Source organism: Kluyvera genomosp. 3 (assembly GCF_011765685.1).
Classification (GTDB): Bacteria; Pseudomonadota; Gammaproteobacteria; order Enterobacterales; family Enterobacteriaceae; genus Kluyvera; species Kluyvera georgiana_A.
The window spans coordinates 1,356,550-1,377,165 of sequence record NZ_CP050321.1; the positions used below are offsets into that span (position 1 = coordinate 1,356,550).

The 20,616-nt window shown below is 56.8% G+C and carries 18 protein-coding genes; 12 read left to right on the top strand and 6 right to left on the bottom strand.

What is annotated here, in order from left to right:
* Positions 1–50: 50 nt before the first annotated feature.
* The 3 genes from GY169_RS06390 to ypfH all read left to right on the top strand — a co-directional run bounded on the left by GY169_RS06390 (position 51) and on the right by ypfH (position 3,718).
* On the top strand, positions 51–926 hold the full coding sequence (locus tag GY169_RS06390; protein ID WP_064543639.1) for a neutral zinc metallopeptidase: 876 nt from the start codon (positions 51–53) through the stop codon (positions 924–926).
* A gap of 16 nt (positions 927–942) precedes the next feature.
* Positions 943–2,943 (top strand): tRNA(Met) cytidine acetyltransferase TmcA, encoded by a 2,001-nt coding sequence (locus tag GY169_RS06395; protein ID WP_317983352.1) that lies wholly within the window; start codon positions 943–945, stop codon positions 2,941–2,943.
* Positions 2,944–3,019: 76 nt separating this feature from the next.
* Positions 3,020–3,718 carry an esterase gene (gene ypfH, locus GY169_RS06400; RefSeq protein ID WP_167575271.1) on the top strand — a complete coding sequence of 233 codons (699 nt, stop codon included), beginning with the start codon at positions 3,020–3,022 and terminating at the stop codon, positions 3,716–3,718.
* A 61-nt stretch (positions 3,719–3,779) separates the two neighbouring features.
* On the opposite strand, the gene GY169_RS06405 is transcribed toward ypfH, so the two are convergent.
* Genes GY169_RS06405 through GY169_RS06415 form a run of 3 tightly spaced genes read right to left on the bottom strand, consistent with a single transcriptional unit; the run spans position 3,780 to position 5,549 of the window.
* On the bottom strand, positions 3,780–3,980 hold the full coding sequence (locus GY169_RS06405) for a YpfN family protein (protein ID WP_163446594.1): 201 nt from the start codon (positions 3,978–3,980) through the stop codon (positions 3,780–3,782).
* 25 nt (positions 3,981–4,005) lie between these two features.
* Complete coding sequence (gene dapE / locus GY169_RS06410) at positions 4,006–5,133, bottom strand: succinyl-diaminopimelate desuccinylase (RefSeq protein WP_064543643.1); 1,128 nt, start codon at positions 5,131–5,133, stop codon at positions 4,006–4,008.
* 56 nt (positions 5,134–5,189) lie between these two features.
* Positions 5,190–5,549, bottom strand: a complete 360-nt coding sequence (locus GY169_RS06415; protein WP_167575272.1) for an ArsC family reductase — start codon at positions 5,547–5,549, stop codon at positions 5,190–5,192.
* Positions 5,550–5,907: 358 nt separating this feature from the next.
* Between GY169_RS06415 and ypfM the strand changes: the two genes are divergently transcribed.
* The gene (ypfM, locus tag GY169_RS06420; protein WP_001386977.1) at positions 5,908–5,967 is read left to right on the top strand and encodes a protein YpfM; all 60 of its coding nucleotides are present in this window, start codon (positions 5,908–5,910) and stop codon (positions 5,965–5,967) included.
* Positions 5,968–6,092: 125 nt separating this feature from the next.
* On the opposite strand, the gene acrD is transcribed toward ypfM, so the two are convergent.
* On the bottom strand, positions 6,093–9,206 hold the full coding sequence (gene acrD / locus GY169_RS06425) for a multidrug efflux RND transporter permease AcrD (protein ID WP_163446126.1): 3,114 nt from the start codon (positions 9,204–9,206) through the stop codon (positions 6,093–6,095).
* A 328-nt stretch (positions 9,207–9,534) separates the two neighbouring features.
* Between acrD and aegA the strand changes: the two genes are divergently transcribed.
* From aegA to maeB, 4 genes are all read left to right on the top strand, one after another.
* Complete coding sequence (aegA, locus tag GY169_RS06430; protein ID WP_167575273.1) at positions 9,535–11,517, top strand: formate-dependent uric acid utilization protein AegA; 1,983 nt, start codon at positions 9,535–9,537, stop codon at positions 11,515–11,517.
* Positions 11,518–11,575: 58 nt separating this feature from the next.
* A complete protein-coding gene (nudK, locus tag GY169_RS06435; RefSeq protein WP_064543651.1) occupies positions 11,576–12,151 on the top strand; it encodes a GDP-mannose pyrophosphatase NudK in 576 nt (191 codons plus the stop codon).
* A gap of 105 nt (positions 12,152–12,256) precedes the next feature.
* Complete coding sequence (locus tag GY169_RS06440) at positions 12,257–13,306, top strand: DUF1176 domain-containing protein (RefSeq protein WP_167575274.1); 1,050 nt, start codon at positions 12,257–12,259, stop codon at positions 13,304–13,306.
* A gap of 408 nt (positions 13,307–13,714) precedes the next feature.
* Positions 13,715–15,994: an NADP-dependent oxaloacetate-decarboxylating malate dehydrogenase gene (gene maeB, locus GY169_RS06445; RefSeq protein WP_163446123.1), complete on the top strand. Its 2,280-nt coding sequence runs from the start codon at positions 13,715–13,717 to the stop codon at positions 15,992–15,994.
* A gap of 61 nt (positions 15,995–16,055) precedes the next feature.
* Here the strand turns inward: maeB and hemF are convergent, their stop codons facing one another.
* Positions 16,056–16,958, bottom strand: a complete 903-nt coding sequence (gene hemF / locus GY169_RS06450; protein ID WP_167575275.1) for an oxygen-dependent coproporphyrinogen oxidase — start codon at positions 16,956–16,958, stop codon at positions 16,056–16,058.
* Positions 16,958–17,827 carry an N-acetylmuramoyl-L-alanine amidase AmiA gene (gene amiA / locus GY169_RS06455; protein ID WP_064543656.1) on the bottom strand — a complete coding sequence of 290 codons (870 nt, stop codon included), beginning with the start codon at positions 17,825–17,827 and terminating at the stop codon, positions 16,958–16,960. Before amiA ends, hemF begins: the two co-directional genes overlap by 1 nt.
* 213 nt (positions 17,828–18,040) lie before the next feature.
* Here amiA and GY169_RS06460 point away from each other — a divergent pair, with 213 nt between their 5' ends.
* From GY169_RS06460 to GY169_RS06475, 4 genes are all read left to right on the top strand, one after another.
* Entirely contained in the window at positions 18,041–18,466 is a 426-nt protein-coding gene (locus GY169_RS06460; RefSeq protein ID WP_035891508.1) for a GNAT family acetyltransferase, read from the top strand.
* Positions 18,453–18,902 (top strand): DUF2919 domain-containing protein, encoded by a 450-nt coding sequence (locus GY169_RS06465; RefSeq protein ID WP_167575276.1) that lies wholly within the window; start codon positions 18,453–18,455, stop codon positions 18,900–18,902. Before GY169_RS06460 ends, GY169_RS06465 begins: the two co-directional genes overlap by 14 nt.
* A gap of 61 nt (positions 18,903–18,963) precedes the next feature.
* Positions 18,964–19,539, top strand: coding sequence for an RpoE-regulated lipoprotein (locus GY169_RS06470; protein ID WP_064543660.1), 576 nt, complete (start codon positions 18,964–18,966; stop codon positions 19,537–19,539).
* Between the two features lie 98 nt (positions 19,540–19,637).
* Positions 19,638–20,537, top strand: coding sequence for a Dyp-type peroxidase (locus GY169_RS06475; RefSeq protein ID WP_163446120.1), 900 nt, complete (start codon positions 19,638–19,640; stop codon positions 20,535–20,537).
* Positions 20,538–20,616: the final 79 nt, after the last annotated feature.

Here is a 20,616-nt window from a genome sequence, read left to right on the forward strand (position 1 = left end):
GTAACCGCCTACGATCGTATCAGTAACAATAAAAGAAGATCGAGGTAGTTATGCGTTGGCAAGGCCGTCGTGAAAGCGACAATGTAGAAGACCGGCGGAACAGTTCTGAATCCCCACTCTCCGGGCGCGGCCCTGGTTTCCGTATTCCCAGCGGTAAGGGCGGTATCATTCTGCTGATTGTCGTGCTGGTTGCGGGCTATTACGGCGTCGACTTAACCGGCCTGATGACCGGCGAACCGATTGGTCAGAGCCAGCAACAAAGCTCGCAGCGCGTCAGCAACCCGAACGATGATGAAGCGGCAAAGTTTACCTCGGTTATCCTTGCCACCACTGAAGACACCTGGGCTCAGCAGTTTAAAGAAATGGGGAAAACCTATCAGCCGCCGCGTCTGGTGATGTACCGTGGCGCGACCCGTACCGGCTGCGGTACCGGCCAGTCGGTGATGGGGCCATTCTACTGCCCGGCCGATAGCACGGTTTATATCGACCTCTCTTTCTATGACGATATGAAAAGCAAACTCGGTGCAGGCGGCGATTTCGCGCAGGGCTACGTGATTGCGCATGAAGTGGGGCACCACATCCAGAAACTGCTCGGCATCGAGCCGAAAGTCCGTCAGATGCAGCAGGGCGCATCGCAGGCTGAAGTGAACCGCCTGTCGGTCCGCATGGAGCTTCAGGCCGACTGTTTTGCGGGTGTCTGGGGTCATAACATGCAAAAACAGGGGATTCTGGAGGCTGGCGATCTTGAAGAAGCGCTGAACGCTGCCGAAGCGATTGGCGATGACCGCTTACAGCAGCAGAGCCAGGGCCGCGTGGTACCCGATAGCTTTACTCACGGCACATCACAGCAGCGCTACACCTGGCTGAAACGCGGCTTCGATAGCGGCGACCCGTCCCAGTGCAACACCTTCAGTAAATCGCTTTAACGGGATGTCGAAGGTCATGGATGAGCTGCTCGCGCAGGCCGCGCGAATGGCGCAGGAGGGGATTCGCCGTCTGCTGGTGGTTAGCGGCGACCCTGACTGGTGCGCAGAGCAGGCAGTAGCGTTTCGCAACGCTATCGAACACGACGTGCTGTGGGTGGGCCCGCAGACCGTCGCCCCTCCTTTTTGCCAGCCTGGCAAACTTGTCACGCTGCTCGGGCGCGAGTTCCAGCACGCCATCTTTGACGCTCGCGCGGGTTTTGACGTGTCGGCGTTTGCCGCGCTGGCGGGGACCTTGCGTGCCGGTAGCTGGCTGGTGCTGCTGGTGCCGGACTTCTCACGCTGGCCTCTGCAACCCGATGCGGACTCGCTGCGCTGGAGCGATACGCCGGAGCCCATCGCCACCCCCCATTTTGTTCACCATTTTTGCCGTACTCTGGCCGCCAACCCGCAGGCGAGAATCTGGCGTCAAGGTGAGCCACTGACGCCGCTCAATGACCCTCCACGACCACCATGGCAGCAGGCTAACGGCCAGCCCGACATTGAACAGCAATCGATTCTGTCAGCGCTGGCCAACGCCACCGCGCAGGTTTGTGTGGTGACGGCGGAACGCGGGCGTGGTAAGTCGGCGCTGGCCGGAATGCACATCCGACAGCTTTCCAGCACCGCGCTGGTCACGGCACCGTCCCGTGCTTCGGCGGAGGTAATTGCTGCCTTTGCCGGCGAGCGCTTTCGCTTTATCGCGCCGGATGCGCTGCTGGCCTCTGATGAAACCGCCGATTGGCTGGTGGTCGATGAGGCCGCAGCCATTCCCGCCCCGCTGTTGCAAAAGCTGATGACCCGCTTTTCGCGAGTGCTGCTAACCACCACCGTTCAGGGTTATGAAGGCACCGGACGTGGCTTTGCGCTGAAATTCTGTGCCGCGTTCCCGCAGCGGCAGGCGTTTACCCTGAGTCAACCCATTCGCTGGGCTGCCGGCTGCCCGCTGGAGGCGGTTGTGAACGAGGCGCTGATTTTCGATGATGATGCCTTTACCACCCCGCCGCAGGGCGCGATAACGTTGAAACTCGTGACGCAGTCAGCCTGGCAAACGACCCCAGCGCTGCCCCGCGCGCTCTATCAGCTGCTTTCCGGCGCCCATTATCGCACCTCGCCGCTGGATCTGCGGCGTATGATGGACGCGCCGGGCCAGCATTTTCTGAGCGCTCAAAGCAGTGACGGTCCGGCAGGCGCGTTGTGGCTGGTCGACGAAGGCGGGCTTTCGGCGGAACTGAGCCGGGCAGTGTGGGCCGGTTTTCGCCGCCCGCGCGGTAATCTGGTGGCGCAATCGCTGGCGGCTCACGGCGGCAGTCCGCTGGCGGCGACGCTTATCGGGCGACGCATCAGCCGCATTGCGGTACATCCGCTACGTCAGCGCGAAGGTCTCGGACAACGGCTGGTCGAACGGGCGTGGCAGGACGCTGAGGGGTGTGATTATCTCTCAGTGAGCTTTGGTTATACCGATGCGCTATGGCGCTTCTGGCAGCGCTGTGGCTTTACGCTGGTGCGTATTGGCACCCAGCGGGAGGCCAGCAGCGGCTGCTACGCGGCGATGGCTATTCGTCCGCTGACGGCGGCAGGGGAAGCGTTGATGTTACATGAGCATCAGCGATTGTGCCGCGAATGGCGCTGGCTACGCCGGTGGGTAGATGAAAAAGTGCCTCTGGCGGAAGTGACAGAGACTATCCTTACTGAGGATGACTGGTGGGATTTGGCCGGTTTTGCCTTTGCTCATCGCCCGATGCTGGCGGTGCTGGCGAACCTGCACCGGTTGAGCGAGCTGACTGAGCTGGCGATACCCGCGCTGCGCGGGCGTTTGTGCGGCGAGGCTGAGTCGGAACTCTGTGCTCGTCTGGGCGTGCAGGGGCGTAAAGCGCTGCTGGCCCGGCTTCGTGCAGAAGCGGCGCAGGCGATGCGCAGCGTTGACGCTGAACGCACAAACCGGCTGGCGGAACAGATCCCACAACTGCAATTTTTTTAACTGACTCATTCAGTTAAATGGCATGGTCATTATTCTGGTGCGGCGTAAACTGACCGTCAAAACCAAGGAGACAGCCATGACGCACGATCATTTTGTTGTTCAAAGCCCCGCGAAGCCCGCTCAACAGCTGCTGCTGTTGTTTCATGGCGTGGGCGATAATCCGGTCTCAATGGGGCAGATCGGCAGCTGGTTTGCGCCGCTGTTCCCGGATGCCTTGATTGTCAGCGTTGGCGGCGCTGAACCGTGCGGCCCGGCGCCGGGTCGCCAGTGGTTTTCGGTGCAGAGCGTGACCGAAGAGAACCGCCAGGCGCGCGTTGATGCCATTATGCCGACCTTTATTGAAACGGTACGCTACTGGCAAAAACAGAGCGGCGTGGGCCCGCAGGCCACCGCGCTGATCGGCTTTTCACAAGGGGCGATTATGTCGCTGGAAAGCGTCAAAGCCGAGCCAGGTCTGGCTTCACGCGTGATCGCTTTTAATGGTCGTTACGCTACGCTGCCGCAGCACGCGACCACCAGCACCACGATCCATCTGATCCACGGTGGAGAAGACCGGGTGATTGATTTAGCCTGGGCGGTGAAAGGTCAGGAAGCGCTCCTGGCCGCGGGCGGCGATGTGACGCTGGATATTGTCGACGATCTGGGGCACGCGATTGACGATCGCAGCATGCAGTTCGCGCTCGATCACCTGCGTTATACCGTGCCGAAGCACTATTTCGATGAGGCATTGAGCGGCGGAACGCCGAAAGATGACGATATTATTGAAATGCTGTAAGTCTCGCGCGTTCCCGGTTACCCGGGAACGTGTAAGCCATCAGGCAGCCTGATGTGGCGATTTATTGCTTCGGCGGGTTTTTCTTCGGCCAGTCGTCGTCATCGTCCCACTTATCATTGCAGTCACGATGCGGCGGAAGCTCAGGTTTATCGGCAAGGAATTTTTTATGATCGACGCGACTAAGATCCTTAATCACGTTGATAATCACCCCCACCAGGAAAACCAGCACCAGAATCCACCAGTATTTTGTCAGCCAATCCATGCGCATTACCTCTTTTGTTGTGCCGTCAGGCGACAAGTTGTTCCATGATACGCTGATACATCCGCGCTAGCATCTGCAGGTCTGCGGCATTTACGCATTCGTTTATCTTGTGAATGGTCGCGTTCACTGGACCCAGCTCAACAACCTGCGCGCCCATCTGGGCGATAAAGCGACCATCTGACGTCCCGCCGGTGGTCAGTAACTGCGGTTCTATTTCATTATAGTGCGCAATCGCGTTAACCACCGCGTCAACCAGCTTGCCGCGTGCGGTCAGGAACGGCTGCCCGGAGATCCACCAGTCTACCGAGTAGCGCAGTTGGTATTTTTCCAGCAGGGCGATCACACGTTCTTTGATCATCGCGTCGGTCAGCTCGGTGCTGAAGCGGAAGTTGAACTGCACGAACAGATCGCCAGGGATGACGTTGTTGCTGCCGGTACCCGCCTGGATGTTGGCAATTTGCATGCTGGTTGGCGGGAAGAATTCGTTGCCCTGATCCCACTCGATAGATACCAGTTCGTTCATCCACGGCGCGGCGCGGTGAACCGGATTATCGGCAAGGTGCGGGTAGGCCACGTGGCCCTGCACGCCGTGAATGGTCAGGTTACAGGTCATGGATCCACGACGGCCATTTTTCACCACGTCACCCACCACTTCGGTGCTCGACGGTTCGCCCACCAGGCAGTAATCCAGACGCTCGTTGCGCGCCATCAGCGCTTCCACCACCTTCACGGTACCGTGGGTGGCGCTGGCCTCTTCATCGGAGGTGATCAGGAACGCCAGGCGGCCTTTATGGTTCGGGTGCTGGGCGACAAAACGTTCTGCAGCAACAACCATCGCAGCCAGCGAGCCTTTCATGTCCGCCGCGCCGCGGCCAAACAGCATGCCATCACGAATGGTTGGTTCAAATGGCGGGTTAATCCAGCGATCGGCATCACCAGCCGGCACCACATCGGTGTGGCCTGCAAATGCCAGGGTTTCCCCTTTACCGCGCCAGGCCCAGAAATTCTGGGTATCACCAAAATCCATGGGCTCAACGGTAAAACCGATAGCGCGCAGGCGTTCAATCATTAATGCCTGACAGCCCGCGTCATCGGGGCTGAGAGACGGGCGGCGAATAAGCTGCTGAGCCAGCTCAATGACTGGGCAAGACATAAACTAAACCTCGTTATTTTTCGTTATCTGCAAAAAGTCAAAACGGGGCGGCGGCATTAGCGCATCTGGGCGAGCCACTGACCGTAACTGGCATCACTAAAACCCAGCAGCATAGGCTGTGCAGGCGCGCAGAGCAATGGGCGTTTAATGATCGCCGGCATTTCCAACATTAGCGCAGCGGCGGCGTCGGCATTGTTGATGCCCATGCGCACGCTTTCGTCCAGCTTACGCCAGGTGGTACCACGGGTATTCAATAAGGCTTCCCAACCCAGCTCGGCAATAAAGGATGCCAGTAACTCGGGGGGCAGGCCGTCAACGCGATAATCATGAAAGCGATATTCAACCTGATGGTCGTCCAGCCAGCGACGGGCTTTTTTAATTGTGTCGCAATTTTTTATTCCATAGAGGATGGTCATGTTCCACCTTTATATCAGCAGGTTTTTTAGGGTCTCGAATATACACGGAATTCCCGTGGCTGCCTGTTTTAATTTTATCCTGATAAGCAGGCTGAAATTCGTACAGTTTATCATGCTGTCTACGACGAAAGTCGCAGTTTGTTCACTTTGTTGTAGGGTAAATTCTTATCATATGATTCACATTCTGATAACTATTTCAGAATGTTGCTGTTCGTCACATTAAATGTCAACATTCCAGCCCATAGTGGCCTCAAGCAGTAAACAATCGTTGGCAGCGGCAATCAAAGTAATCGGATTAACCGTATTCACAGGTCATACATTTGTACGTAATATACGCATAATAATAAGAGAGGTAGTTATGATCGAACGTGAACTGGGGAACTGGAAAGATTTTATCGAAGTGATGCTTCGTAAATAATTTTCAGACAGGTGAGTGATTAAGCGCTGTGTTCTTTCAATTACCATGATGGTGTTGTTTGCAGTACAGAGTCAATGCTCAACATAAAGATAAAAAGGCGACAGTGACTGTCGCCTTTTCTGTTTTTATTCAGGCTTTTCTTTTAACGGGAATCGACGTCGTACCAGCACAAAGAACAGCGGTACGAAGAAGATAGCCAGCACCGTTGCCGAGATCATCCCGCCAACCACGCCGGTACCCACCGCATGCTGGCCGCCGGAACCCGCGCCGGTGGTTAATGCCATGGGCAGAACCCCGAAGATAAACGCCAGCGAGGTCATCAGGATGGGACGCAGGCGCTGGCGGCAGGCTTCGAGGGTCGCCGACATCAGGTCTTCGCCTTTCTCATTCATTTCATTGGCAAATTCAACGATCAGAATGGCGTTCTTCGCCGAGAGCCCGATAACCGTCAGCAGCCCCACCTGGAAGTAAACGTCGTTTTCCAGCCCGCGCATCCAGGTGGCCAGCAGCGCGCCAATCACCCCCAGCGGTACCACCAGCATCACCGAGAACGGCACTGACCAGCTTTCATACAGCGCCGCCAGACACAGGAACACTACCAGCAGTGAAATGGCGTATAGCGCAGGAGCCTGTGCGCCGGAGAGCCGTTCCTGGTAGGACATTGCTGTCCACTCCAGACCAAAACCGGTCGGCAGCTGTTTGACCAGATTCTGCATCACGTCCATTGCGGTACCGGTACTGACGCCCGGCGCGGCTTCACCGATAATTTCGACGGCTGAATAACCGTTATAGCGCTCCAGGCGCGGCGAGCCGGTTTCCCAGCGTGAGGTGGCGAAGGCTGAGAATGGCACCATCTGACCCGCGTTGTTACGCACATACCACTGATTAATGTCATCCGGCAGCATGCGGTACTTCGCGGCGGCCTGCACGTACACTTTCTTCACGCGGCCACGGTCCATAAAGTCGTTCACATAGCTCGAACCCCACGCGGTTTGCAGCGTGTCGTTGATATCGTCGATAGAGACGCCCAGCGCCTGCGCTTTACGCTGATCGATATCGATCTGCAGCTGCGGGCTGTCATCAAGGCCGTTGTGGCGCACGCGGGTGAGCTGCGGACTCTGTCCTGCCAGCTCCAGCAGCTTATCGCGTGCGGCCATCAGCGCATCGTGCCCGGCGCCTCCGTGATCCTGCAGTTCCATATCAAAACCGGCAGAGCTGCCCAGGCCGCTGATGGCTGGCGGGCTGCTGGCGTAGACGCGCGCCTCTTTAATCTTGTTCAGCGCTTTGGTTGCGCGCTCGATAATGGCAAACGAGGTGCCAGTGGTGCTATCGCGCTCGTCCCAGTCTTTCAGGCGCACAAACATGCGCGCGACGTTCTGCCCATTACCACCCGGGCCTGACCCGATGGTGGCAAAAATGGAGGTGATATTGTCCTTCTCATTTTTGAAGAAATAGTCTTCAACCTGTTCCACCACTTTCAGCGTTTGCTGCTGAGTGGAGCCGCTCGGAAGCTGGACCGAGGTGGTAAACATACCGCGGTCTTCCAGCGGCAGGAACGAGGAGGGCAGACGCAGGAACAGGAACACCATGCCGCCCAGCAGCACCACATAAATCAGCATCCAGCGTACGCTGCGGTGGAGGATTTTCGCCACGCCGGACTCATAGCGGCGCGCGCTGGCATCGAAGTTACGGTTGAACCAGCCAAAGAAGCCTTTGGTGCCGTGCACTTCGCCTTTATGAATGGGTTTGAGAATGGTGGCGCACAGCGCGGGCGTCAGAATCATCGCCACCAGTACCGACAGCACCATCGCCGAAACAATGGTAATCGAGAACTGACGATAGATAGCCCCGGTGGTGCCGCCAAAGAAGGCCATCGGGATAAATACCGCCGACAGCACCATCGCGATACCGACCAGCGCGCCCTGAATCTGGCCCATCGATTTACGCGTTGCCTGCCTTGGCGTCAGCCCCTCGGTACTCATAATACGCTCGACGTTCTCGACAACCACGATGGCGTCATCTACCAGAAGCCCGATGGCGAGCACCATGGCGAACATCGTCAGGGTGTTAATACTGTATCCGCAGGCGTAGAGAATGGCGAAGGTGCCCATCAGCACCACCGGTACGGCGATGGTGGGAATCAGCGTGGCGCGGAAGTTTTGCAGGAACAGGTACATCACCAGGAACACCAGCAGGATGGCTTCCAGCAGCGTTTTCACCACGTCTTTGATCGATGCTTTGACGAAGGAGGTGGTTTCGTAGGCGACTTTATACTCCAGGCCATGCGGGAAATAGGCTTTTAGCTCGTCCAGGCGCTGAATAACGCGCTCGGCGGTCGCCATTTCGTTGGCCCCTGAGGCGAGTTTGATGCCAAGGCCAGACGCCGGGTTGCGATTATACCGGCTGAGATAGTCATATTTTTCCGCGCCCATTTCGACGGTGGCAACGTCTCCGAGCGTCACTTCTGAGCCGTCCTGGTTAACGCGCAGGGTGATGTCGCGGAACTGCTGTGGCGTTTGCAGCAGCGATTGCGCATTAATGGTGGCGTTCAGCGCCTGCTTATCAACCGACGGCGTTCCGCCAAGCTGCCCAACGGCAATCTGCGCGTTCTGCGATTTAATGGCGCTGGTGACGTCGGAAGCGGTTAACTGATAGCTGTTGAGCTTGGCCGGATCCAGCCAGATGCGCATGGAATATTGTGAACCGTAGGCGTCAATGTCGCCGACGCCGTCAACGCGGCTGAGCGGGTCCTGAATGTTACTGGCGACATAGTCGGAAATATCTTGCTTATCCATGCTGCCGTCGGTGGAGACGAAGGCGATGGTCAGAATGTTGGTATCGCCTGTTTTACGTACCGTGACGCCTTGCGTCTGCACCGCCTGTGGCAGCTTGTTCATTGCCGTTTGCAGCTGGTTTTGTACCTGCTGTACCGCTTCGTCCGGGTCGGTGCCGGCGACGAAGCTCAGCGTGATTGACGCCTGGCCGGTGGCGCTGCTTTGAGAGGACATATACATCAGGTTATCGATGCCAGTCATGTTCTGTTCGATAACCTGGGTGACGGTGTTTTCCAACGTTTGCGCGGACGCGCCCGGATAGTTGGCGGTCACGCGGACGTTCGGCGGCGCGAGGTCTGGGTACTGCTCTACCGGTAATGAAAATATCGCCAGGGTCCCGGTAAGGCACAAAAGGATTGCTAGCACCCAGGCAAAAATGGGGCGATCGATGAAGAAATTCGCCATCAGGATCCGAACCTCGTGTTGGTCATTTTTTTTACGTACTGAATTGCGTCAAACACTGTAGCCGTAAGGCTCCCGGCAATCGTGGAGAAAATAAGAAGATAATGTAAATAATCATACCGCTTTGGCGAAACGGTTTGCATATCCTTACGCAAGCCGATTTCTGCCCCCTGAAACGTAATTTCATTTAAGCTGAAATTTTTTGATCTGCCACAGCTTACTGACAAATAGTCGCCGATTCTGGGCAAATGGACATTGCCTGTACGGGGATTCCTCGGCTAATAAATAGGACTTATAAATATAAGGTTTTTTAACCATAGGCTGAGCGAGTATGAACCGTTTTATTAGGGTAGATAGCCAACAATGCATTGGATGCAGGGCGTGTGAAGTTGCCTGTGTGATGTCGCATAACGGAGAGCAACATGTGCTCGACGCGTCGCAGTTTATGCCGCGCATCACGGTCGTCAAAATGAACCATCAACGAGGGGCCGCTACCTGCCATCATTGTGAAGATGCCCCCTGTGCACGCAGCTGCCCGAACGGCGCGATTCGCCAGGTCGATGACGCCATCCAGGTCGACCAGGCGAAGTGCATCGGCTGTAAATCCTGTGCGGTTGCCTGTCCGTTTGGCACCATGCAAATTGTTCTCGCGCCGACTCAGGATGGGCGTGTAAAAGCCACGGCCCACAAATGCGATCTCTGTCACGAGCGCCCGGCAGGCCCGGCTTGTGTGGAAAACTGCCCGGCGGACGCCCTACAGCTAATGACCAGCCAGCAACTTAGCGATATTGCGCGCACCCGACGCCTGCAAACGGCCTGCCGCGAAGCGCAGCCGTGGCACAGCGAGAGTCGTGCGCCGGCTGCGAAGATTCAGCGTAGCAAGGTGCAGCAGATGGCGCAGACACCCGCTCGCGGTGAAGCGGATAAACTCAATCTTGCCGCCCGTAAAACCGGATTCGGCGAAATTTATCTGCCGCTACGTCACGAACAGGCGCAACAGGCTTCCGCACGCTGCCTGAGCTGTGGCGAGCATAGCGTTTGCGAATGGACCTGTCCGCTGCACAACCATATTCCGCAGTGGATCGAACGGGTCAACGCCGGGGATATTGACGCGGCGGTAGAGCTGTCGCATCAGACCAACCCGCTGCCGGAAATCACGGGACGCGTCTGCCCGCAGGATCGCCTTTGCGAAGGCGCCTGTACGATTCGCGATGAGCACGGCGCGGTCACGATTGGCAATATTGAACGCTATATCTCTGACCGTGCGCTAGCCAAAGGCTGGCGTCCGAATATTGGCAATGTCGCCAGCAGCGGTAAGCGAGTGGCGATTATCGGCGCCGGGCCTGCCGGGCTGGCATGCGCCGACATTCTGGTGCGTCAGGGCGTGGAGCCGGTCGTGTTTGACCGCCATCCGGAAATCGGCGGACTGCTGACGTTCGGCATCCCGGCATTCAAGCTGGATAAATCGCTGATGGCCCGCCGCCGTGAAATCTTTAGCGACATGGGGATTCGCTTTGAGCTGAACTGTGAAATTGGCAAAGACATCACCCTGGACAGGTTGCTGGAAGAGTACGACGCCGTGTTTGTCGGAGTGGGCACCTACCGTTCCATGAAGGCGAACCTGCCGAATGAAGATGCGCCGGGGGTGTATGACGCGCTGCCGTTCCTGATCGCGAACACGAAAAACGTGATGGGGCTCGAGGCGTTGCCTGAGGAACCGTATATCAATACCAAAGGGCTTAACGTGGTGGTGCTTGGCGGCGGCGATACGGCGATGGACTGCGTGCGTACCGCACTGCGCCACGGTGCGGAAAAGGTCACCTGTGCCTATCGTCGCGATGAAGCCAACATGCCTGGGTCGAAAAAAGAGGTCAAAAACGCGAAGGAAGAGGGAGCGGAGTTTGAGTTCAACGTTCAGCCCGTCACGCTGGAGCTGGATGCTGAGGGCCGCGTGTGCGGCGTCCGTTTCCTGCGTACTGAGCTTGGTGAGCCGGATGCTCAGGGTCGCCGCCGTCCGACGCCGATTCCCGGCAGCGAGTTTGTGATGCCTGCTGATGCGGTCATCATGGCCTTTGGTTTCCATCCGCACGGTATGCCGTGGCTGAACGCGCTGGGTGTGGAGGTTGACGACTGGGGACGCATTCGCGCCAACGTGCATTCGCGCTACCGTTATCAAACCTCGAATCCCAAAATTTTCGCCGGTGGCGATGCGGTGCGTGGTGCCGATCTGGTGGTCACCGCGATGGCTGAAGGACGTCATGCGGCGCAGGGGATCCTCGACTGGTTAGGCGTGAAAATCACCCGCGCGCATTGACGATACCCCGGCTTCACGGCGTAATATGACGCGAAAGCGTTATCGCCGTGGAGCCTGTATGTCCCTTAATATCAACGTTATTAAAGATAAAATCCTGTCCGAAAACTACTTCGTCCTGCGCAATATTACCTACGATTTGACCCAAAAAAATGGCGAAGTGGTGCAACACAAACGCGAAGTTTACGACCGTGGCAACGGCGCGACGGTGCTGCTCTACAACCGCCAGAAGCAGAGCGTGGTGCTGGTGCGTCAGTTCCGTGTCGCCACCTGGGTGAACGGTAATGCCAACGGCATGCTGATTGAAACCTGCGCCGGGTTGCTCGACGACGACGAGCCGGAAGCGTGCATTCGCAAAGAGGCTATCGAAGAGACCGGCTATCAGGTCAACAACGTGCGTAAAGTGTTTCAGCTGTATATGTCGCCGGGCGGCGTGACCGAAATCGTCCACTTCTTTATTGCCGAATACGACGATCGTCTGCGCGATAACGCGGGCGGCGGCGTGGATGATGAAGATATTGATGTGCTGGAGCTGCCGTTCACCCGTGCAATTGAGATGATTCGCACTGGTGAAATTTGCGATGGTAAGACGGTGATTTTACTCCAGTATCTGCAAGGTTCAGGCCTGATGGCGTAATTTTCTGGCTAGCTCAATCCGATAAATCCGATTGAGCGCTACCGCTTCGTCCTCCAGGATAGCCCCGGTAAGTTGATGCTTTTTTCTTCTGGGGTTGTACCGTCCATGCGTTACCGCATTCTCCTTTTTTTCTTCTGCATCGGGTGGCTCCCGACGTCGTTGACGTGGGCGGCGCCGACGCAGCAGCTTTTTTCCGACTGGTTGGTGACCTGTAATAACCAGAATTTCTGTGTGACCCGTAACGTTGGCCTGCACTATGGTCTGGTGATGACCCTCAGCCGCAGCGCCGGGGCGCACACCGATGCCCAACTGCGTATTGAGTTGGGCGGGCTGGTTAACCCGGTGGCGGCGGTCCCGGCGATCGAACCTCGGTTGCTGCTTGATGGGAAGCCGCTGAAACTCAACGGCGAGCACTGGAAAATACAGCCGAAATGGCTGTCGACCGGCGATAGCGTCACCATAGACGCCTTCCTGCAACAAATTCAGGATGCTCAGGCCATTACGCTGTCGAAGGGCGTGCAGGTGATGTCGTTACAGGGGCTGAAGGCGGCTTTGCTGTTTATCGATGCCCAACAAAAACGCGTGGGTAATGAAACCGCGTGGATCCGTAAAGGCGACGAGCCGCCGCTGAGCGTGCCGCCCGCTCCGCCGCTGAAGACCGTCGCAAAAGTTAGCCCTGCGCCGACGCCGCTCGGTCGCGATGAATACAACGACCTGCTCGATTTCGCCACCTGGCGGATGAACAACGTGCAGTGTTCGCTGGATCCGCTGCGGCGTGAAGTGTGGGTGACCGCGTTAAGTGACGATAAAGCGCTGATCATGACCAGCTGTGAATCCGGGGCCTACAACACTATCTATCGTGCCTGGCTGGCGTCGCGCAAAAAGCCGTTTGCCACCACGCCGATTCGCCTGCGTTTGCCGTTCCTGCCTTCCGGTAAGGAGGGGCGTGATATTGAACTGGTGAATTTGACGTTTAACGAACATACACGTGAACTGATCACGCTTGAGAAGGGACGCGCCCTCGGCGACTGCGGTACACAGACGCGCTGGCGCTTCGATGGACAACGCTTTCGCCTGGCGCGTTACGCCACTCAACCGCAGTGTGACAACTGGCAGGGAGCGGATGCCTGGGCAACACAGTGGGTTTCCGGTTAACGTTTTCACTATTCCATTCCAGGGGCAGCCGCCCCTCCGCGTCTTTTCAATGTTGATAAAAATGTATCAACAACATGATTAATATAACGATTTTAGATGATGGCTTAACGAGGGCGGTTTCCCCAGGATGGTAGACTTGCCCCTGCATCGCCCGGATGGCGGAAGGCGATAGCCGTTTGGTTATGGCTGGCATAACAAAAAAGCATATCCGGAAATCATGATCTTACTATCGATAGTTGATAACATAAGCGACATAAATAAATAACAAAGCAAGGCGTGTTCGCAAGAGTATGGCGGCCTTCAAAGTTTACCGGGCGGTCACAGGCGATACTAGGCGCTTCCTTCGGGAGTGCATCAGGACGTAATTGCGCTTCACCCTTTTAGTTTGATACGTGAAAGGAACCCTAAATGGACGACCAATTAAGACAAAGTGCCCTCGATTTCCATGAATTCCCCGTTCCAGGCAAAATTCAGGTAGCGCCGACCAAGCCGCTCGCCACCCAACGCGATCTCGCGCTGGCCTACTCGCCGGGCGTTGCCGCGCCGTGTCTGGAGATCGAAAAAGATCCGCTGGCGGCCTACAAATATACCGCGCGCGGTAACCTGGTAGCGGTGGTGTCCAACGGTACCGCCGTACTGGGTTTAGGCAATATCGGCGCATTGGCCGGTAAACCGGTGATGGAAGGTAAGGGTGTTTTGTTCAAGAAATTCGCCGGTATCGACGTTTTCGATATCGAAGTGGATGAAACCAACCCGGACAAATTTATCGATGTCGTGGCGGCGCTGGAGCCGACCTTTGGCGGCATCAACCTCGAAGACATCAAAGCGCCGGAATGTTTCTACATTGAACAGCAGCTGCGCGAGCGCATGAACATTCCTGTGTTCCACGACGATCAGCATGGCACCGCGATTATCAGTACCGCGGCCATCCTCAACGGCCTGCGCGTGGTGGAGAAAAACATCTCTGACGTTCGTATGGTGGTCTCCGGCGCGGGCGCGGCAGCGATTGCCTGTATGAACCTGCTGGTGGCGCTGGGGATGCAGAAACACAATATTGTGGTCTGCGACTCGAAGGGCGTGATCTATGAAGGCCGCGAGCCGAATATGGCGGAAACCAAAGCCGCCTACGCGGTGAAGGATGACGGCAAGCGCACGCTGGACGACGTGATTGCCGACGCCGACATCTTCCTTGGCTGCTCTGGCCCGAAAGTGCTGACCCAGGAGATGGTGAAGAAAATGGCTCGCGCGCCGATGATCCTCGCGCTGGCGAACCCGGAGCCGGAAATTCTGCCGCCGCTGGCAAAAGAAGTGCGCCCGGATGCGATTATCTGCACCGGCCGTTCCGACTACCCGAACCAGGTGAACAACGTGCTGTGCTTCCCGTTCATCTTCCGTGGCGCGCTGGACGTTGGCGCGACGGCGATTAACGAAGAGATGAAGCTGGCGGCAGTCCACGCGATCGCTGAACTGGCCCACGCCGAGCAGAGTGAAGTGGTGGCTTCCGCTTACGGTGATCAGGATCTGAGCTTTGGCCCGGACTACATTATTCCAAAACCGTTCGATCCGCGCCTGATCGTTAAGATCGCCCCGGCTGTGGCGAAAGCGGCGATGGACTCCGGCGTCGCAAAACGCCCGATTGCCGATTTTGACGCCTACATCGAGAAACTGAGCGAGTTTGTCTACAAGACCAACCTGTTTATGAAACCTATCTTCTCGCAGGCACGTAAAGAGCCGAAGCGCATCGTGCTGGCGGAAGGGGAAGACAACCGCGTGCTGCACGCCACCCAGGAGCTTATCACGCTGGGGCTGGCGAAGCCGATTCTGATTGGCCGTCCGAGCGTTATCGAGATGCGCCTGCAGAAGTTGGGCTTGCAGATTAAGCCGGGCGTCGACTTTGAAATCGTCAATAACGAATCAGACCCGCGCTTTAAAGAGTACTGGCAGGAATACTACAGCCTGATGAAGCGTCGCGGTATCACGCAGGAACAGGCGCAGCGCGAGATGCGCAGTAATACCACCGCGATTGGTTCAATCATGGTGCAGCGCGGCGAAGCGGACGGCATGATTTGCGGTACAATCGGTGATTACCATGAGCATTTCAGCGTGATCAACCCGTTATTCGGCTACCGTGACGGCGTGCATACCGCGGGCGCGATGAACGCGCTGCTGCTGCCGAGCGGTAACACCTTTATTGCCGATACCTACGTCAACAACGATCCGACACCGGAGCAGATTGCTGAAATCACCCTGATGGCGGCGGAAAGCGTGCGTCGTTTCGGCATCGAGCCGCGCGTGGCGCTGCTGTCGCACTCTAACTTTGGCTCTTCCGACTGCCCGTCGGCCAGCAAAATGCGCGATGCGCTGGAGCTGGTGAAGGCGCGCGCGCCGGAGCTGATGATTGATGGCGAAATGCACGGCGATGCCGCATTGGTTGAAAGCATCCGTAACGACCGCATGCCGGATAGCCCGCTGAAAGGTTCGGCGAATATTCTGGTGATGCCGAATATGGAAGCTGCGCGTATCAGCTATAACCTGCTGCGCGTTTCCAGTTCCGAAGGGGTGACCGTTGGGCCGGTGCTGATGGGGGTATCGAAACCGGTACATATCCTGACGCCGATCGCCTCCGTTCGCCGCATCGTCAACATGGTGGCGCTGGCGGTGGTTGAAGCCCAGACCCAGCCGCTGTAAAACAAAAAAGCCCCATTTTGGGGCTTTTTCGTGATGCCTGATGGCGCTTCGTTTATCAGGCTTACGAAAGCCAGTCTTTCACTTTGATAAATTCGCTCAGCGCCGCTTCCGGGCTGTTTTCATCCGGCTGGTAGTTATACTCCCAGCGCACCAGCGGCGGCATCGACATCAGAATCGACTCTGTGCGCCCGCCGGTTTGCAGGCCAAACAGCGTGCCTCTGTCCCACACCAGATTAAATTCAACGTAGCGCCCGCGACGGTAGAGCTGGAAATCACGCTCGCGTTCGCCGTAGGCGATATCTTTACGACGCTCGACGATCGGCAGATAGGCGTCGGTAAAACCTTTCCCCACCGCCTGCATAAAGCCAAAGCAGTGATCGAAGTCTGGCGTATTCAGATCGTCAAAGAACAGGCCGCCAATGCCGCGCTGCTCGTTACGGTGCTTAAGATAGAAGTAGTCGTCGCACCACTTTTTGTAGCGCGGGTAGACGTCGTCGCCAAACGGCTGACACAGGTCGCGTGCGACGGTGTGCCAGTGCACGGCGTCTTCGTTAAAGCCGTAGTAGGGGGTTAAATCGAAACCGCCGCCGAACCACCACACCGGCTCTGCACCGGGCTTTTCAGCAATAAAAAAGCGCACGTTGGCGTGGCTGGTTGGCACATACGGATTGCGCGGATGGATAACCAGCGAGACGCCCATCGCTTCGAAGCTACGTCCTGCCAGCTCCGGACGGTGCGCCGTGGCGGAAGCGGGCATGGCGTCGCCGTGTACGTGGGAGAAATTCACGCCCGCTTGCTCAAACAGTGCACCGTCGCGCAACACTCGGCTGCGGCCACCGCCGCCGGCTTCACGCTGCCAGCTATCTTCAATAAATGCGCTGCCATCGAGCTGCTCAAGCTGCCGACAAATATCGTCCTGTAGCCCGAGCAGAAAGGCTTTGACCTGCTCTACGTTAATCTTCATCAGCGGCGCTTCGCGTGGGCTTTCTGGTTATCGAACCAGTGGAAGTAGCTGATGATGCCAGAAGCAATGGCATCGGCTATTTTCTGGCGAAACGCGGCGGTACCCAGCAGTTTTTCTTCCGCCGGGTTGGTGATAAACGAGGTTTCCACCAGCACCGACGGGATCGACGGCGACTTCAGCACCACGAACGCGGCTTGTTCAGTGCTGCGGCTGTGCAGCTTATGCACGGGCTTGATTTTCTTCAGCACGTGCGAGCCGAGCGTGAGGCTGTTTTTGATGGTATCGGTTTGCACCAGATCGAACAGCACCTGCTGGAGCAGATGGTCTTTATCCTTGGCCTTTTTACCCGCCAGTTCATCGGCGGCGTTTTCACGGTCTGACAGATATTTTGCCATGGCGCTACTGGCCCCGCGGTTGGAGAGGGCAAACACCGACGCCCCCGCAGCGGACGGATTGGTAAAACCATCGGCGTGGATCGACATAAACAGGTCCGCGCCGTGCTTGTGGGCAATCTCAACCCGATCGTACAGCGGAATAAAGGTGTCGCCTGAACGTGTCAGTTTGGCGTCGATACCGTTTTTCTGCAAAATGGCGCGCACGTTTTTAGCAATCGCCAGTACGACGTGCTTTTCTTTGGAACCGTTGTGGCCAATTGCGCCGGTATCAATACCGCCGTGGCCTGGGTCCAACATGACCAGTCGGCGATTCGAAGACTTTTTCGCCGGTTTGCTGTGACCATTGCTGGTTTTTAATGTTGTGTCTTTCGCGGCTGCCTGAGACGCGATTCCCGACAGCGTGAGCGCAGCCAATCCGGCTTTTAGCACCTGACGGCGCGAAGTCAGTATTTTTAAAGGTTTAAACGTGCTCATTCCGGCCTGAGTTGTAAAAACAAGAATCTGTATGTTATATCGTATCGCGATTTTGGTTACGACTGTTCGCGATGAGAATTGTTTTACTTTTCATTTCAATACGTGTCTGTACCTTATTATGCCATTTTTTTCACTGTGCCGCGTCAGATATTGGCTAAATTGGCCGTTCACGCCATAATCACTGTTTTTAAACCTGAAAAGGTGGGTAATACCATGGAGATACGCGTTTTTCGCCAGTCGGACTTTGAAGAGGTCATCACCCTGTGGGAGCGATGCGATCTGCTGCGACCATGGAACGACCCGGAAATGGATATTGAACGGAAGGTGAATCATGACGTCAGCCTGTTTCTGGTGGCGGAAGTGAACGGCGAAGTGGTTGGCACCATTATGGGCGGCTACGACGGCCATCGCGGCTCGGCCTACTATCTCGGCGTGCACCCGGAGTATCGCGGGCGCGGCATTGCCAACGCATTGCTCAACCGCCTTGAGAAAAAACTCATTGCTCGCGGCTGCCCGAAAATCCAGATTATGGTGCGCGAAGAAAACGACGTGGTGCTGGGCATGTACGAGCGCCTGGGCTATGAACACGCCGATGCCCAAAGCTTAGGAAAGCGCCTGATCGAAGATGAAGAGTACTGATTTCTCGCCCGCTGATTACGATGCGCAGGGTCGCCTGCGCTTGCCATTTCTGTTCTGGTGCCTGCTGTTGTTGCAAGCGCGGACGTGGGTATTGTTCCTGATGGCGGGGGCCTCCCGCGATCAGGGCGATGCGTTACTGAATTTGTTCTACCCCGACCACAGTCTCTTCTGGATTGGCCTGCTGCCCGGCGTACCGGCGGTGCTGGCGTTTTTGCTAAGCGGACGGCGACATGTCTACCCGCGTTTATGGCGTCTCCTTCATCCGGCGTTAGTTGTGGCCCAGTTGATCCTCCTGTTTTGGCAGCCGTGGTTGTGGCTCAGCGGTGAAGCCGTCTCTGGCGTTGGAGTAAGCCTGCTGGTTCTCGATATTTATGCTCTGTGGTGGCTGCTGAGCAACCGACGTTTACGCGCCTGTTTTCGTGATGTCACAGATTGAACGGCACTTTTTGTGTTTACTGGACTCCAATAGGCCTGACTTGAATTTATAGGAAGTAGGAATGAAATCGCTGCGTTTACTCTTGTGTGCACTGCCGCTGGCGCTGACCGGCTGTTCAACGTTGTCTTCGGTTAACTGGTCGGCGGCCTATCCGTGGAACTGGTTTGGATCTTCTGCAGGCGTGACTGAGCAGGGCGTTGGCGGCATTACCGGCACCACGGCGCTGAGCGAGCAGGCGATTAGCGACGCACTCGGCAGCGATTACCGCCTGCGTAGCGGCATGAAGGCGCATGACGGCAACATCGTCCGCTATTTTGAAGCGCTGCGTGGCGACAAGGTGGCAATGGTCATCAACGGTGACAGCGGTACCGTCAGTCGTGTTGATGTGCTGGATGACGGCATTGTCGCCGCCGACGGGGCGAAGGTCGGCACGGCCTTCAATACGCTCTACGACAAAGCGTATGGTCACTGCCAGGCCGCAAGCGGAGACGAGAGTAACGTCGTGGAATGTAAAGCGAAAGACAGCCAGCACATTAGCTATCAGTTCTCCGGCACCTGGCAGGGGCCGCAGGGCCTCATGCCACCTGACGACGCGCTGAAAAACTGGACGCTATCGAAAATCATCTGGCGACGCTAAATTTGATGTTGAATTGACCCGCTGCGGTGAAAAGCGGGTACAATATGTGAGGTTTTTCTATGCCACGACGTCGTGGCATTTTATTTTCAGGAGGAGCGATGTCTCAGGTTCAGAGCGGCATTTTGCCGGAACATTGCCGCGCGGCGATTTGGATTGAAGCCAATGTGAAAGGGGACGTTAACGCCCTGCGTGCCGGCAGCAAAATTTTTGCCGAAAAGCTGGCGGCGTTCCAGGATAAATTCCCGGAAGCGCATTTAGGCGCGGTAGTTGCGTTTGGCCACGACACATGGCGCGAGCTGAGTGGCGGCGTGGGTGCTGAGGAACTGAAAGATTTTCCTCAGTATGGCAAGGGGCTGGCGCCTTCCACGCAGTTTGACGTACTGATCCACATCCTCTCTCTGCGTCATGACGTGAACTTCTCCGTGGCCCAGGCCGCGCTGGCCGCTTTTGGCGACTCGCTGGACGTGCAGGAAGAAGTACACGGCTTCCGTTGGGTTGAAGAACGCGACCTGAGCGGCTTTGTTGACGGCACTGAAAACCCGGCCGGTGAAGAAACCCGTCGTGAAGTGGCGGTGATCAAAGACGGCGTCGACGCGGGCGGCAGCTATGTTTTCGTGCAGCGCTGGGAGCACAACCTCAAGCAGCTTAACCGCATGAGCGTGCCGGATCAGGAAATGATGATTGGCCGTACCAAAGAAGCCAACGAAGAGATCGACGGCGACGATCGTCCGGAAACCTCGCACCTGACTCGCGTAGACCTGAAAGAAGATGGTAAAGGACTGAAGATTGTGCGTCAGAGCCTGCCGTACGGCACGGCCAGCGGTACGCACGGCCTGTACTTCTGCGCTTACTGCGCGCGTTTGCACAATATTGAACAGCAGTTGCTGAGCATGTTTGGCGATACCGACGGTAAGCGTGACGCAATGCTGCGCTTTACTAAGCCGGTGACCGGTGGGTATTACTTTGCGCCTTCGCTGGATAAGCTGGTGGCGTTGTAATTCAGAGCCGCCCCTCACCCTAACCCTCTCCCCATGGGGGAGAGGGGACCGTTTGATGCGGTTTGATGTAACGAAACTG